The sequence below is a fragment of the Pseudomonas wuhanensis genome, from assembly GCF_030687395.1.
GTDB classification, from domain to species: Bacteria; Pseudomonadota; Gammaproteobacteria; order Pseudomonadales; family Pseudomonadaceae; genus Aquipseudomonas; species Aquipseudomonas wuhanensis.
Genome location: NZ_CP117430.1, coordinates 2,009,352 through 2,022,830, shown reverse-complemented (window position 1 = coordinate 2,022,830; position 13,479 = coordinate 2,009,352). Strand labels below are relative to the sequence as shown.

Below are 13,479 nucleotides of genomic sequence, written 5' to 3'. Positions count from 1 at the left end.
GCAGACACCCACGTTTTAGCCGCCCGTAGCCTGGAGATTGAGCTACTGAGGGCGGGGTAAATGAAAGTTATTGTCAATGATGGTTTGTACTATTTCTACCGACCCGTTTATGGCGAACTGAGCACCCATGCATACGAGTAGAAAGCCCATCAGGCGTGATATCGCATCAATGCCTGACTCCCCTGTTATTTTCATGATTAATCCTGAGCTGCGCAGGCAGACCCAGAGAATAATCGCAGTAAACAAGAAGATTAACGGCGGCGCGGTTAATAGCACCCAGGCTGGAAATAACGTGCTGTGCTTAATGGTCGCGGAAGCGCTGATAATCATCGCGATGGTTCCTGGCCCGGCAGTACTGGGCATGGCCAGCGGAATGAAGGCGAAACTAGCCTGTTCCTTTGGGCTGTTGGCGGCAGCAGAAGCCTGGACAGGCGGCGGGAAGAGCATCTTCAAGCCCATTATTATGAGAATGCCACCGCCTGCCATTCGCAAGCCTGGAATGGAAATGTTGAAAGCGTCCATCACAAACTCACCTATGTAATAGGTCAGTGCCATGATGAGAAAAACATAGAGCGAAGTTGCAAGCGCCTGTTGGTTTTTTTCTTTTTGGGTAAGGCCTTTGCTCAGGGCGATAAATAAAGCCACTGTTGTAGGCGGATTGGTCAGTGGCAGTAACGCCAGTAATCCAAGCGCGATAGCATTCAACAAATCTGTCATATCGAAGCGTCCGTAGCAGCCTTCTTCAAGGTCTTTGCTTGTCAGGCACCTTAACGCGAGGTTTTGATCTTCATGACCTCGGTGTAGATGGCATTGATTGTCTGACCCACCTGGAGCTTCTTCATTTTGGCCTGAAGCTGCGGGTCCTCGACCTTCAGGACGGTCAGTTCGCCTTCCGACGGAAGCAAGGTCACTTCATGTTTTTTCAAGTCAATGCGAGTGATCTTTGAAGTGACCTTGACCTTTCGAACCGCCTCACCGCCCGGATCAGGATTGTGCTGGGTGGTACGGACTGATTCGTTGCTGCCCCCTGGCGCAGCGTCGACATTCGTGTCGAGCACATAGGCGACCGAGCGAATAACGTGGATATCGACCTTGTCGCCAACCTTCAAATTGTTCAGGGTCTTGGCTTTTTCCGTGAGCTGGATGGATACCGGGCTTTGGTTGGCGTCTTCTATGGTGACTTGATGATTCGCCGGATCAACGGCCAGCACCCGCGTGACGATGTGACCTTCCATGGAATGGCTACCCAACGGCACCTCGGATGCATGGGCCGTAAAGCCGATCGCGGCCATGATCGAGGCAAGGGTTACAACGGCAAGGGAGGGAATCGGTTTCATGGGCCTGTTTTTCTTTTGTTGGCAGGTAGAACAGCACGGATTACCGGTGGGAGCGTTTTGCACACAGGTCAAAGCATAGACATTGATTGCGGGGATGCCCCATCACAGTGTCGATTGGGCTGTTCGCTTGTTTCGTCAGATCTTCGATCAGTAGGCTGGAGTTGAATTTGATGTGCTCGTGTTGAATGCGAGTGGCAGCTTCTGGCCGATGTCTGCCCTCCCCCACAGCCATAAGCGCTCGTTTGGGAACGGAAAATAAATCTGCCCACTTTTTACGATTTTTTCTTCCCCCAGATTTCACCATGCACGGCAACCAGTAGCCACTGACTGTCCCGCAGGCCGCCCATTCAGCTCGTCAGTCCACGATGCCCCTTGTCATGAAATGTAAATTCGCTGTCGTGCGATGCGAGGTGGCCGCACCCGCTGCACCCTAGAGTCGGAGACAAACACCGCAACCGGGCCCAGCGCCAGAAACACGAGAGCCGCCATGAGCAGATCTACCCGAGCGAGCGAGACCGTAACCCCCACCCAGCGCCCCCCGGTGACCGGCCGAAAACGTCGCGCTCGCAAGGATGGCGATCTCCCGGACAACCCCCAGCAACAAAAGCAGATCGGCATCGCTGCCAATCAGGCCCTGGCAGGCAATCCGCTAGTCAGCATGCGCGCGGCGGACCTGGCCAGCTCGGCCGGTTACCTGCTCAAGGCCGTGGGTAAGTCGCCGCTCAAGGCTGGCGCTCATCTGGGTGGCTACCTGAAGGAGCTGCGCGGCATCGTCGGCGGCAACTCCGATATCGCGCCGGACCCGAAGGACAAGCGTTTCGTCGATCCGGCCTGGCAATCCAACGCCTTCCTGCGCGCGCTGCTGCAGGCCTACCTGGCCGGGCAAAGTGAGCTGACCCGCTTCATCGAATCCACCGACCTTGCCCCGCTGGAAAAGAGCCGAGCCCGATTCGTAGCAGCACTCCTGGCCGATGCAATGGCACCGAGCAACTCGCCGCTGACCAATCCGGCGGCGCTGCGCAAGCTGGTAGACACCGGTGGCATGAGCCTGGCCAGGGGCCTCCGCCAATTCGGCGAGGATATGCTGAACAACCGTGGGCTTCCGAGGCAGGTCGACAGCACGCCGTTCAAGGTTGGGGAAAACATCGCCACGGCCAAGGGCGAAGTGGTATTTCGCACCGAGATGTTCGAGCTGCTGCAGTTCGCGCCCACCACCGAAAAGGTCTATGCCCGGCCCTTGGTGATGTCGCCACCGCAAATCAACAAGTACTACGCCATCGATCTGTCGCCGGAGAAAAGCCTGATCAAGTGGATTCAGGACAGCGGCGTGAACTTCTTCGTCATCAGCTGGCGCAATCCCACCAGCGAGCACCGTGACTGGGGCTTGTCCGATTACGCGCTGTGCCTCGACCAGGCTGTGGACGTGGCGCGCAAGATCACCGGTAGCCCGGATGTGAATATGTGGGGCTCCTGCTCGGGGGGCATCACCTTGGCCGCCTACCTGGGCTGGCTGGCGGCTCGTGGCGAAGGCCCCAAGGTGGCCAACACCAGCTGGGCCGTGTGCGTACTCGACATGCCCTCGGTGCTGGACGACACCACCCTGGGGTTATTCGCCACCCCTTCCGCCCTGCGCGCAGCCAAGGCCAGCTCCCGGCGCAAGGGCGTGCTGAGCGGCCAGAGCATGGCCCGCATGTTCGCCTGGATGCGGCCCAACGACCTGATCTGGAACTACTGGGTCAACAACTACCTGCTTGGCAATAAGCCGCCGGCCTTCGACATCCTGGCCTGGAACAACGACACCACGCAGCTACCCGCCCAACTGCACGCGGACTACCTCGACCTGGTCCAGCAGAACCCCTACAGCAACCCGGGCTCCCTTGAGATTGCCGGCGAGTCGATCGACATGACCCAAGTGAAGGTGGGAGCCTATGTGGTTGGCGGCACCACCGACCACATCACCCCCTGGCAGGGTTGCTACGGCACTGCCCGGCTGTTGGGTGAGGACACAACCTACGTGCTGTCCAACGCCGGCCATCTGCAGAGCCTGGTGAACCCGCCGGGCAACCCCAAGTCGTTCTACTACGCGGCGCCTGCCACCGCCGAGACCCCGGAGACCTGGCTGCAAAACGCCGGGGAGCGCCAGCAAGGCAGCTGGTGGCCGCATTGGCGCGAATGGATCGGGCAGCGCTCGGGCGACATCCTGCCGGCACCGAAGAAGCTCGGCTCGCGCAAGTACCCGCCCCTTTGCCCCGCACCTGGCACCTATGTCATGGAGCGTTGAGGCTGCCATCTCTTCCTCGAGCTGACCCCACGCCACCCCGTGGGTTTCAGCGCTTTACCCAGGTGAGGATCGACCGAGCGGTGCGCCCCGTGAGTCTCGTCATGATCGATGGTAGATGGCTGAAGATCAGGCTTGAAGGTTGCTGCGGTGGCCAACGTCTCGCATCCGCGTGAAGATCGGAAAAGCTTTTGCGGAAAAAAGTGTGAAAAAAAGGGGACTGATTTGTTTCCTTCAAAAATATCAGTCCCCTTGCCCATCCAGTCCTGCGGACAATTCGATGCTAGCCAATTGGCAGAGATGGCATCACAGGCCAAACACCACACGAAGAATGTGCCGGGGCCGCGCATGGACAGGTTCTCAAGTACCTTTGTGACGGCGCGAATTCGATAGCTGGCAGCGTCGGTCAAAATATCGAGTGGCGCGTGGGTATCGACAAACAGCGTGGGCATGTCGGTGCAGTTGCTGGTGAGCGCCATGAAGCAGTTTTTGGGGTGGGGAGTTGGATTTTCGTAGGGTGGATCAGGGGTAATTGCTGTCATTGTTTGATTCCTAACGTATGGATCGGAGCTGCCAGAAATCACTTCCACGCAATAGGTGGCGGCTGTACGCAAGTGTGGAAGACCGGGACGTTAGGCACCCGGCGCACTCGAAAGCGCCCCGCGCACAGCTACCATAAAACACAGACGATAAAAAACGCCGAACTGGTGGCGCTTGATGCGCCGAAATCTCCGATGGATCTGCCCGGCAATAAACGCGCGAGACTTTGCGGGGGATCAATCAGGAAAGAAGTCGGGAAAGGATGATGTTGATGTAGGGCGATTCGCTAATGATCACTCCATTAATCAACAAGAAGGCAAAAACGCAAACGTGGCGGGAGGTTCCCCTCACGCCACGTTCGTTTGTCAGACATGCAATTGGTTTAATCTACAGAACCACGAGACGCCAACTCTTTCAATTTGATTTCGGCCAGCGGATGCCCGGCCTTCGCCGCCATTTCCCACCAGCGAGCTGCTTCCACCGGATCCGGCGCCTTGCTCGGCGTCCCCGCCAGGCTGATCACGCCAACCTGATAGGCCGCCTTGCCATCCCCCGCCAACGCGGCCAGGCGCAGTAATCGCACCCCCTCCTCGCGAGCCCCAAGACCGACACCGCGAAAGGTCAGGATGTGGCCGTAGAAGCTCTGGGCGCCGACATCACCCAGGTTCGCCATACGCGCGAACTGGCCCTCGAGCCAACTCCAGCCTCGCGGCTGACGCACAAACCACGACCAGTGGAACAACCGGCGGGCCAGCCAGTAACCGGCCCGCGCCTTGAGTCGCAGGAACACTCAGGCTTCCGCCGACTCGGGGTACTCGTATTCGAACACCCGCACCACTTCCGAGGCATGCCAGGACGCGGCAGCCACGCCATCGGACGGTCCGGAGAAGCGCCCGAGGCGCTCGACGCATTCGAAGAAGCCGGTGCGCGGCAAGCGGCTGGCGCCCTGGCTGATCACCAACGAGCTGCGCAACGGCTGCTCGGCTCTGGCATCCAGCGCGGCCAGGTGCTCAAGGGCTGCGGTCAAGGTTTGCATGGCGGGCGTGGGTAGCTGCAAACGCTCCAGCAACGCCCGATAAGTCAAAAGATGGCGCTGACGGCGCGCCTGATCCAGCTCCCCCAGCAATCCATCCCAATGTTGACGACTGATGCGTACGCTCACGATTCATCCCTCCATCCTGGCACCGTCAATTCCCAGGCGAGGCTGCGGCGAATAGCAGCGTCGGGTTGACGCTCACCGCTTTCGATCAAGGCGAGATATGACGGGCTGATGCCTACCGTGCGGGCCAGCGCCTCAATGGCGATGCCCTTCCCTTCGCGCAAATTGCGTAGTTGATCCAGACCCGGAAGAATCTGGTCTGGTGCCGCCGCGGGAGGCACTTTGGCGTCACGCGGTGGTTGTTGCTTGATGCCTGCTGCTTTCAGTAGAGCCTGATACTGAGCCCATGGCAGAACCGCATATTCGGGTTCGCCTTCGCGTGTAATTATCTGAATATCCATGACTACCCCGTAGGACAACGACACTTAGCGAGTCGGCGCTTTTCCCTAGAAGTGTAATCCTAACAGCGGCCAAGGTCGCGGGGGTATGAATATGGATGATCCTGAATCGGTTCAGGTTTTTTTCGGGCCCTGAAGTTGCAGTTGTTCCGGGGTATCAGGCAGGCGTTCGACCACTGCGAGCTTTTCCGGCAACTGACGCTTGCGCCAGGCACGGAAGGCGTTGAGTTCGTCATCGAGGACTTTCATCAACCAGGCCAGCACGGCAATGTCGTCGAGCATGCCGAATACCGGAATGAAATCCGGGATGGCATCGACCGGGCTCAGGAAATACATCAGGCCGGCCACCACCGAGACCAATGCTTTCGGGCTGATGGCCCGGTATTCGCCACGCCAGTAGGCCAGGCAGAGTGCCTGCAACAGCCGCAGATCGTCTTTGAGCTTGCCCAGACGATTACCCTGGCTGGCACCTTTGCTGGCAACAGCAAACAGCAGGGTCGGCAAACGGCCACGGGCGAGCAGACGCCCGGCCAGTGGCAGGAAACGAGCGAAATTCCAGGGCATTTTCATCTTTTCCTCCCGCTGAAATGTTATCCACACAAATTGTGGATAACCTTGTGAACAGAGCTGCATTTCATCGCTGAAAGCCCCGTTTCATAAGGGTCTGACTCAGATCGGGCGTTTTTTACTCACATAAAAAAACCCAAGATTTCATTGACTTGGCGCGCCGGTACGTCTAGCTCGGGCACTGTCACTGGCTATGACTCCAGCGTACCGCATCCGTTCGTTTTGTTTACCTTCAACGAACTCCAGATGCAACAACGCCCCGCATAAGCGAGGCGTTGTTTTTTCGAGCAGACGCGGATTACTTGGTGGCGTCTTGTTTGGCTGGATCCTTGATGCCCAGCAGCTCCAGGTCAAATACCAGCACCGAGTTGGCTGGAATCGCCGGGCTCGGGCTTTGGGCGCCGTAAGCCAGTTCGCTAGGGATGTACAGTTTGTACTTCTCGCCAACGTGCATCAGTTGCAGGCCTTCGACCCAACCCGGAATCACACCGCTGACTGGCAGATCGATCGGGCTGCCGCGCTCGACGGAACTGTCGAAAACGGTGCCATTGGTCAGTTTGCCAGTGTAGTGAACAGTCACTACGTCGGTAGGCTTAGGCTGTGCGCCATCCGCCTTCTGGACCACTTCGTACTGCAGGCCGGAAGCCGTGGTGACGACACCCGCTTTCTTGCCGTTTTCTTCAAGGAACTTCTTGCCAGCAGTTGCCGACTCTTCGCTCATCTTGGCCAAACGCTCTTCAGCACGCTTTTGCAGTGCGGCGAAGGCTTCAACCAACTCTTCATCTTTCAGCTTCTGTTCTTTCTTGCCGACGGCATCTTCGATGCCCTGGGCTACCGCTTTGGAATCCAGGTCATCCATGCCTTCCTGAGCCAGGCTTTTGCCCATGTTCAGACCGATACCGTAGGAAGCTTTTTGCGCCGGGGTTTTCAGCTCTACGCTGGTCTGCGAATCACAACCCGCAAGTACCAGGCCAACCAGGGCCACCGCCGCCGCCAACCGATGCTGTTTCATGCTATTTCCTTGTTCATGCGCCTAAAGGGCAATCGAGTAAAGCCGCGAGCTTATCAGGCCGCCACGACCAATGGCTACCGGCATGAGAGCAGGAAACGTCTGATAAGTTCAGGTGTTTAAACGCATTTCGGCCATAGAAGGATGAAGCTTCTGTCATTTGGCTCTTACAGACTCAAGGACCCGTTCCCACAGCCTCTGGCGTAATGGCCTCTTGCCGCACCTCGTCAGCTGAGGCATAAGAGAGCTACAAATTGACAAGGATGTTTATCGTGCGCCTCATAATCCGCTTGCTGATTCTGATCGCAGTACTGCTGGGGCTTGGCCTCGCCGTGGTGCTGTACTATGTCGCCAACCCGAAATTGCCAGCCTGGTCACCGGCGCAACAGGTGAATTACCTGGAGCAATGGAGCGCCGCTGACCGCCAGGCTTACTACTTCACGCCTCAGGGTACCCAAGTCAAAGGCTTGCGCTATGACTGGTTCAACGCCCTGGAACTGCCCTTCTCGCAGCGCCGATTCGCCGCTCCCGAATACCTCGCACGCTTTGGTTTTCTGATCGACCCGAGCCAGAAAGCCACGCCGAACAACCCTGGTAACCTGCCCGTCGGTTTTGCCCGTCATCAAAACCCCGGCAGCCAGGACGAGTTTCTGGACATCACTTGCGCCGCCTGCCACACCGGCGAATTGCGCTTCAATGGCCAAGCCGTGCGCATCGACGGTGGCTCGGCCCAGCATGTATTGCCGTCCAGCGTTCCGACCCTGCGTGGCGGCAGCTTCGGCCAGGCACTGGTGGCCAGCCTCGCCTCGACTTACTACAACCCCTGGAAATTCGAACGCTTCGCCCGCAACGTTCTGGGTCAGGACTACGACGCGCGGCATCAGCAACTACGCCAGGATTTTAAAGTCTCACTCGATACCTTCTTGAAAGTGGCCTGGAACGATACCCATCGCGGCCTCTACCCCACCGAAGAAGGCCCCGGCCGCACCGATGCCTTCGGGCGAATTGCCAACGCCAGCTTCGGCGACGCGATTTCACCCGCCAACTACCGCGTGGCTAACGCTCCGGTGGACTACCCGCAACTGTGGGACATGTGGACCTTCGACTGGGTGCAGTGGAACGGTTCGGCGCAGCAACCGATGGCCCGTAATATCGGCGAAGCCTTGGGTGTGGGCGCCACGCTGAATTTCTTCGACAGCAGCGGGCAGCCGCTCAAGGGCGACGACCGCTACCCGTCCAGCGTCCGGGTGCGCGATCTGCACCGGATCGAAGAAACCCTGCAACGACTCAAACCGCCTGCCTGGCCGGAAGCCCTGTTGGGCAACATCGACAAACCCCTGGCCGCAAAAGGCCGCGAACTGTTCGCTGAAAACTGCGCCGGGTGTCATGTCCCCCGCGTCACCCAAAGCGACAGCAGACCCGTGCAACATCTGAAATTACTGCCTGTGGAGGTGATTGGCACAGACCCCGGCGCCGCCAACAACATTGCCGACCATCGCTTCGATCTGACGGCCTTGCAGTGGGATCCGGCAGAGCTTGCGCAACTGGATGTACAACTGCATCCCAAACCCACAGAACCCTTGGATATGAGCCAATTGTCCGTGGCCAAGGGGCTCGCTTATGTCACTGCTTTCGTGGGCAACCAAGCCTACCGCAAAGCCAATGTGACACCCGCAGAGCGCCCGAACCTGGACGGATTCGGCCTGCCGATCGGCGTTCAAGAGTTGCGCAGCTACAAAGCCCGACCACTGGCGGGCGTCTGGGCCACGCCGCCGTTTTTGCACAACGGTTCGGTACCGAGCATTTATCAACTGCTCTCGCCCCAGAACGAACGCGCCACCACGTTCTACAAAGGCACCTTCGAATACGACCCCAAACATTTGGGTTATCGCACCGAAGCCTTCACCAACGGTTTTGTGTTCGACACGCGCATCACCGGCAATCACAACAGCGGCCACGAGTTCCGCGCAGGCGAGCGCGGGAACGGCGTCATTGGTCGCCTGCTGCAACCGGAGGAACGCTGGGCGCTGCTGGAATACCTGAAAGTATTGGGCGGCCCGATGGAGTCGCAATTGCCAGACCGCCTTCTCAGTCAAAAGGATTGACCCATGCTGATCACTCTCTGGTTGCGCCTGGGCGCCTTCCTCGGCAAAACCCTGCTGTGGTTGCTGGGTCTGGGCCTGCTCGGCTGGGCGCTGATCATGGCCTGGTCCGCCTGGCAGCATCGCGGCCCGGTATCGGCTGAAGAACTGATTCCGGACGGCGAAGCGGCAATGACCCAGGACATCATCCAGACGGCCGTGCGTATCGTCGATCAACACCGCGAAAGTACCCGCTACCTGCGCGATGCCCATGCCAAGGCCCATGGCTGCGTAAAGGCCGAGGTTCAGGTGCTGCCGGATCTGGCGGTGGCGTTACGTCAAGGCGTGTTCAGCGAGCCCGGCAAAACCTGGCAAGCGACGATACGGCTGTCCAATGGCAATGCGTATCCGCAGTTCGACAGCATCCGCGATGCTCGGGGCATGGCGATCAAACTGTTCGATGTGCCTGGTAAACAGTTGCTGAGTGACCGACAAGGGCGCAACGAACAGGATTTCGTGATGTTCAACCATCCTAACTTCTTTGTCAGCGATGTCGCGGAGTATCGTCAGAATGTGGCCGCTCAGGCTGATGGCAAAAAGGCGATGGCGTTCTTCCCGGGCTGGGACCCGCGCACCTGGCAGGTTCGCCATCTGTTTATTGCGCTGGCGACGCTCTCCCCTGCCCCGGCAAGCCCGACGCAGACCACTTACTTTTCGGTTTCGCCGTACAAGTTTGGTGAAGCCAACGCCAAATTCCGGGTGATGCCGGATCCTGATAGCTGCCCGGCTTACGTGCTACCCACGCAAAATCAAAACCTGCCGAACTTCCTGCGCAGTGCGCTGAACCAGCAGCTGTCGACCGATCGGGTGCCGGCGTGTTTCGTCTTGCAGATCCAGCGTCAGGACGCGGGCAAGTACATGCCGATCGAAGACACCAGTATCGAGTGGAGCGAAAGCGACGCGCCCTTCGAAACCGTGGCCCGAATCAAACTGCCTGCCCAGGATTTCGACACCCCGGCGCTGAACCTGCAATGCGACAATCTATCGTTCAATCCATGGTTCGGGCTTGAGGCCCATAGGCCGATTGGCGGGATCAACCGGTTGCGCAAAGCGGTGTACGAGGCCGTCAGCGATTACCGGCACAGTCGTAACGTCGAACAATAGGCAATGCCAGTTAGCAGCCCGCTCCCACATGGATTGCACTTGACCTGACAGATCGTTTTTTTCAGCGGATCCAGCACAAAGCCAAATCCCGGACAGCAAAAAGCCCGCATTAAGCGGGCTTTTCCGTGGTGACCTGGCGTTCAGCGTTCCAGATACCGAATATGGCGCAGCGGACGGGACTCGAACCCGCGACCCCCGGCGTGACAGGCCGGTATTCTAACCGACTGAACTACCGCTGCGCGTAGCGTTGAAAGTAAGTGGTGGGTGATGACGGGATCGAACCGCCGACATTCTGCTTGTAAGGCAGACGCTCTCCCAGCTGAGCTAATCACCCTTTACCTTCGTTGCGGGGCGCATTGTGCCACAGATTTTCATAAAGTGTTGATTTAATTGATAAAAAATCAAAAAAATCTGAAAACCGGTAAAACGACGCGACCTGCAGGAACAACTTACACATAACTATGGACAGAAAAAAACCCGCGTTAGCGGGCTTTTCCGTGGTGACCTGGCGTTCAGCGTTCCAGGTTACCGAATATGGCGCAGCGGACGGGACTCGAACCCGCGACCCCCGGCGTGACAGGCCGGTATTCTAACCGACTGAACTACCGCTGCGCGTAACACTAAAGCGAATGGTGGGTGATGACGGGATCGAACCGCCGACATTCTGCTTGTAAGGCAGACGCTCTCCCAGCTGAGCTAATCACCCTTCACTTTCGGTGTGGCGCGCATTCTACGGAGCGACCCAACCTCTGGCAAGCACTTTTTAAATTAATTTTATCAGGCCTTCCAAAGGCTTAGAGAAGGGTTGGCCTATGGCACCCGGAGGACAATAATGCCCCCCTTTGTATAAAGGAGAGACTCATCCCATGTGGTTCAAAAACCTGCTTATCTATCGCCTGACCCAAGATCTGCCTTTTGATGCCGAGGCGTTGGAAACTGCACTGGCCACCAAGCTGGCGCGTCCATGTGCAAGCCAGGAGTTGACCACCTACGGTTTCGTCGCGCCATTCGGCAAGGGCGAAGACGCGCCGCTGGTACACATCAGCGGCGACTTCCTGCTGATCGCCGCCCGTAAGGAAGAACGCATTCTGCCTGGCAGCGTCGTGCGCGACGCGGTGAAGGAAAAGGTCGAAGAGATCGAAGCCGAACAAATGCGCAAGGTCTACAAAAAGGAACGCGATCAGATCAAGGATGAAATCATCCAGGCCTTCCTGCCCCGCGCCTTTATCCGCCGCTCGTCGACCTTCGCCGCCATCGCGCCGAAACAGGGCCTGATCCTGGTTAACTCGGCCAGCCCGAAACGTGCCGAAGACCTGCTGTCCACTCTGCGCGAAGTGATCGGCTCGCTGCCAGTGCGTCCGCTGACGGTGAAGATGTCGCCGACCGCCACCATGACCGAGTGGGTCACCACCCAAAAAGCCGCGAATGATTTCTTCGTGCTGGACGAGTGCGAACTGCGTGACACCCACGAAGACGGCGGCATCGTGCGCTGCAAGCGTCAGGACCTGACCAGCGAAGAAATCCAGCTGCACCTGAGCACTGGCAAAGTGGTCACTCAACTGTCGCTGGCCTGGCAGGACAAACTGTCGTTCGTGCTTGACGACAAAATGGTGGTCAAGCGCCTGAAGTTCGAAGACCTGCTGCAGGATCAGGCGGAACAGGACGGTGGCGACGAAGCCCTGGGCCAACTGGACGCCAGCTTCACACTAATGATGCTGACCTTCGGCGACTTCCTGCCGTCGATGGTTGAAGCGTTGGGTGGTGAAGAGATCCCGCAAGGTATCTGAAAAACCGGTTCTCCTTGAAGGAACCGGATCAAATGTGGGAGCTGGCTTGCCTGCGATGACGGTGTATCAGACGGCTTAAATGTAGTCTGACACACCGCCATCGCAGGCAAGCCAGCTCCCACATTGATTGGATTTCCAAATTGGAAATCCCACTTATATAACAAGGATCAGGCCATGCGCGCACTCGCTGCATTGAGTCGTTTTGTCGGCAACACCTTCGCTTACTGGGTACTGATTTTCGCCGTCGTGGCGTTTCTGCAACCGACCTGGTTCATCGGCTTGAAAGGCGCCATCGTGCCGCTGCTGGGGCTGGTGATGTTCGGCATGGGCCTGACCCTCAAGCTCGAAGACTTCGCCGAAGTCGCGCGTCATCCGTGGCGCGTGGCCCTGGGCGTGGTTGCCCATTTCGTGATCATGCCCGGTGTGGCGTGGTTGCTTTGCCAGGTTTTCCACCTGCCGCCGGAAATCGCCGTCGGTGTGATTCTGGTCGGCTGCTGCCCGAGCGGCACCTCGTCGAATGTGATGACCTGGCTGGCGCGTGGCGATCTGGCGTTGTCGGTGGCCATTGCCGCCGTCACCACCCTCCTCGCTCCGCTGCTGACACCCGCCCTGATCTGGCTGCTGGCCTCGGCCTGGTTGCCGGTGTCGTTCATGGAGCTGTTCTGGTCGATCCTGCAAGTCGTGCTGATGCCGATCGTGCTCGGCGTGGTTGCCCAGCGCGTACTCGGTGATCGGGTTCGTCACGCGGTAGACGTGTTGCCGCTAGTGTCGGTGGTGAGCATCGTGATCATCGTCACCGCCGTCGTGGCCGCCAGCCAGGCGAAGATTGCCGAATCCGGCTTGCTGATCATGGCCGTGGTGATGCTGCACAACAGTTTCGGCTATTTGCTGGGTTACTTCACCGGGCGCCTGTTCAATCTGCCACTGGCCCAGCGCAAATCCCTGGCACTGGAAGTCGGCATGCAGAACTCCGGCCTGGGTGCGGCCCTGGCCAGTGCACACTTCTCGCCGCTGGCGGCGGTGCCAAGCGCATTGTTCAGCGTCTGGCACAACATTTCCGGGGCGCTGCTCTCGACATACTTCCGTCGTATGAGCGAGAAAGAAGACCGGCAAATCGCGGCTCAGCAGGCGGCGGATTAAGCCGAAAACTTGATCCTCGGGTTAATGATGGGGCACTCTATTGCGCAATGCGGGGACGACCTCGCGGCTCGATCGAGTG

At 58.4% G+C, this 13,479-nt stretch carries 12 protein-coding genes, 4 tRNA genes and 1 pseudogene; 5 read left to right on the top strand and 12 right to left on the bottom strand.

Annotation, left to right across the window (positions count from 1 at the left end; all coding sequences use genetic code 11):
- Window positions 1–42: 42 nt before the first annotated feature.
- Both PSH88_RS09285 and PSH88_RS09280 read right to left on the bottom strand, forming a co-directional pair.
- Window positions 43–717: a MarC family NAAT transporter gene (locus tag PSH88_RS09285; protein WP_305425925.1), complete on the bottom strand. Its 675-nt coding sequence runs from the start codon at window positions 715–717 to the stop codon at window positions 43–45.
- Window positions 718–767: 50 nt separating this feature from the next.
- Window positions 768–1,337, bottom strand: a complete 570-nt coding sequence (locus tag PSH88_RS09280) for a hypothetical protein (RefSeq protein ID WP_305425924.1) — start codon at window positions 1,335–1,337, stop codon at window positions 768–770.
- Window positions 1,338–1,824: 487 nt separating this feature from the next.
- Here PSH88_RS09280 and PSH88_RS09275 point away from each other — a divergent pair, with 487 nt between their 5' ends.
- Entirely contained in the window at window positions 1,825–3,618 is a 1,794-nt protein-coding gene (locus PSH88_RS09275; RefSeq protein WP_305425923.1) for an alpha/beta fold hydrolase, read from the top strand.
- 338 nt (window positions 3,619–3,956) lie between these two features.
- Here PSH88_RS09275 and PSH88_RS09270 read toward each other — a convergent pair.
- The 6 genes and pseudogenes from PSH88_RS09270 to bamJ all read right to left on the bottom strand — a co-directional run.
- Window positions 3,957–4,157 (bottom strand): annotated as a pseudogene (locus PSH88_RS09270) (hypothetical protein); the annotation flags it as partial.
- A 380-nt stretch (window positions 4,158–4,537) separates the two neighbouring features.
- Window positions 4,538–4,945, bottom strand: coding sequence for an SEL1-like repeat protein (locus tag PSH88_RS09265; RefSeq protein WP_305425922.1), 408 nt, complete (start codon window positions 4,943–4,945; stop codon window positions 4,538–4,540).
- Window positions 4,946–5,317, bottom strand: coding sequence for a hypothetical protein (locus PSH88_RS09260; RefSeq protein ID WP_007898892.1), 372 nt, complete (start codon window positions 5,315–5,317; stop codon window positions 4,946–4,948). It abuts the gene before it with no gap.
- A complete protein-coding gene (locus PSH88_RS09255; protein ID WP_305425921.1) occupies window positions 5,314–5,655 on the bottom strand; it encodes a helix-turn-helix domain-containing protein in 342 nt (113 codons plus the stop codon). Before PSH88_RS09255 ends, PSH88_RS09260 begins: the two co-directional genes overlap by 4 nt.
- Before the next feature lie 111 nt (window positions 5,656–5,766).
- Window positions 5,767–6,222: a YkvA family protein gene (locus PSH88_RS09250; RefSeq protein ID WP_258616082.1), complete on the bottom strand. Its 456-nt coding sequence runs from the start codon at window positions 6,220–6,222 to the stop codon at window positions 5,767–5,769.
- A 295-nt stretch (window positions 6,223–6,517) separates the two neighbouring features.
- Window positions 6,518–7,231 carry a BamJ family beta-barrel-assembly machinery protein gene (gene bamJ / locus PSH88_RS09245; RefSeq protein ID WP_305425920.1) on the bottom strand — a complete coding sequence of 238 codons (714 nt, stop codon included), beginning with the start codon at window positions 7,229–7,231 and terminating at the stop codon, window positions 6,518–6,520.
- A gap of 269 nt (window positions 7,232–7,500) precedes the next feature.
- On the opposite strand from bamJ, the gene PSH88_RS09240 reads away from it, so the two are divergent.
- Both PSH88_RS09240 and PSH88_RS09235 read left to right on the top strand, forming a co-directional pair.
- Window positions 7,501–9,333, top strand: a complete 1,833-nt coding sequence (locus PSH88_RS09240; RefSeq protein WP_305425919.1) for a di-heme-cytochrome C peroxidase — start codon at window positions 7,501–7,503, stop codon at window positions 9,331–9,333.
- Window positions 9,334–9,336: 3 nt separating this feature from the next.
- A complete protein-coding gene (locus tag PSH88_RS09235; RefSeq protein WP_305425918.1) occupies window positions 9,337–10,473 on the top strand; it encodes a catalase family protein in 1,137 nt (378 codons plus the stop codon).
- Between the two features lie 162 nt (window positions 10,474–10,635).
- On the opposite strand, the gene PSH88_RS09230 is transcribed toward PSH88_RS09235, so the two are convergent.
- The 4 genes from PSH88_RS09230 to PSH88_RS09215 all read right to left on the bottom strand — a co-directional run bounded on the left by PSH88_RS09230 (window position 10,636) and on the right by PSH88_RS09215 (window position 11,179).
- Window positions 10,636–10,712 (bottom strand) — tRNA-Asp (locus PSH88_RS09230).
- A 19-nt stretch (window positions 10,713–10,731) separates the two neighbouring features.
- Window positions 10,732–10,807: transfer RNA gene (locus PSH88_RS09225), tRNA-Val, on the bottom strand.
- Window positions 10,808–11,008: 201 nt separating this feature from the next.
- Window positions 11,009–11,085: transfer RNA gene (locus tag PSH88_RS09220), tRNA-Asp, on the bottom strand.
- A gap of 18 nt (window positions 11,086–11,103) precedes the next feature.
- Window positions 11,104–11,179: transfer RNA gene (locus PSH88_RS09215), tRNA-Val, on the bottom strand.
- Window positions 11,180–11,339: 160 nt separating this feature from the next.
- Here PSH88_RS09215 and rdgC point away from each other — a divergent pair.
- Together rdgC and PSH88_RS09205 are read left to right on the top strand one after the other, a co-directional pair.
- Complete coding sequence (gene rdgC, locus PSH88_RS09210; RefSeq protein ID WP_258616096.1) at window positions 11,340–12,260, top strand: recombination-associated protein RdgC; 921 nt, start codon at window positions 11,340–11,342, stop codon at window positions 12,258–12,260.
- A gap of 174 nt (window positions 12,261–12,434) precedes the next feature.
- Complete coding sequence (locus PSH88_RS09205) at window positions 12,435–13,400, top strand: bile acid:sodium symporter family protein (RefSeq protein ID WP_305425916.1); 966 nt, start codon at window positions 12,435–12,437, stop codon at window positions 13,398–13,400.
- The last annotated feature ends 79 nt before the right edge of the window (window positions 13,401–13,479 follow it).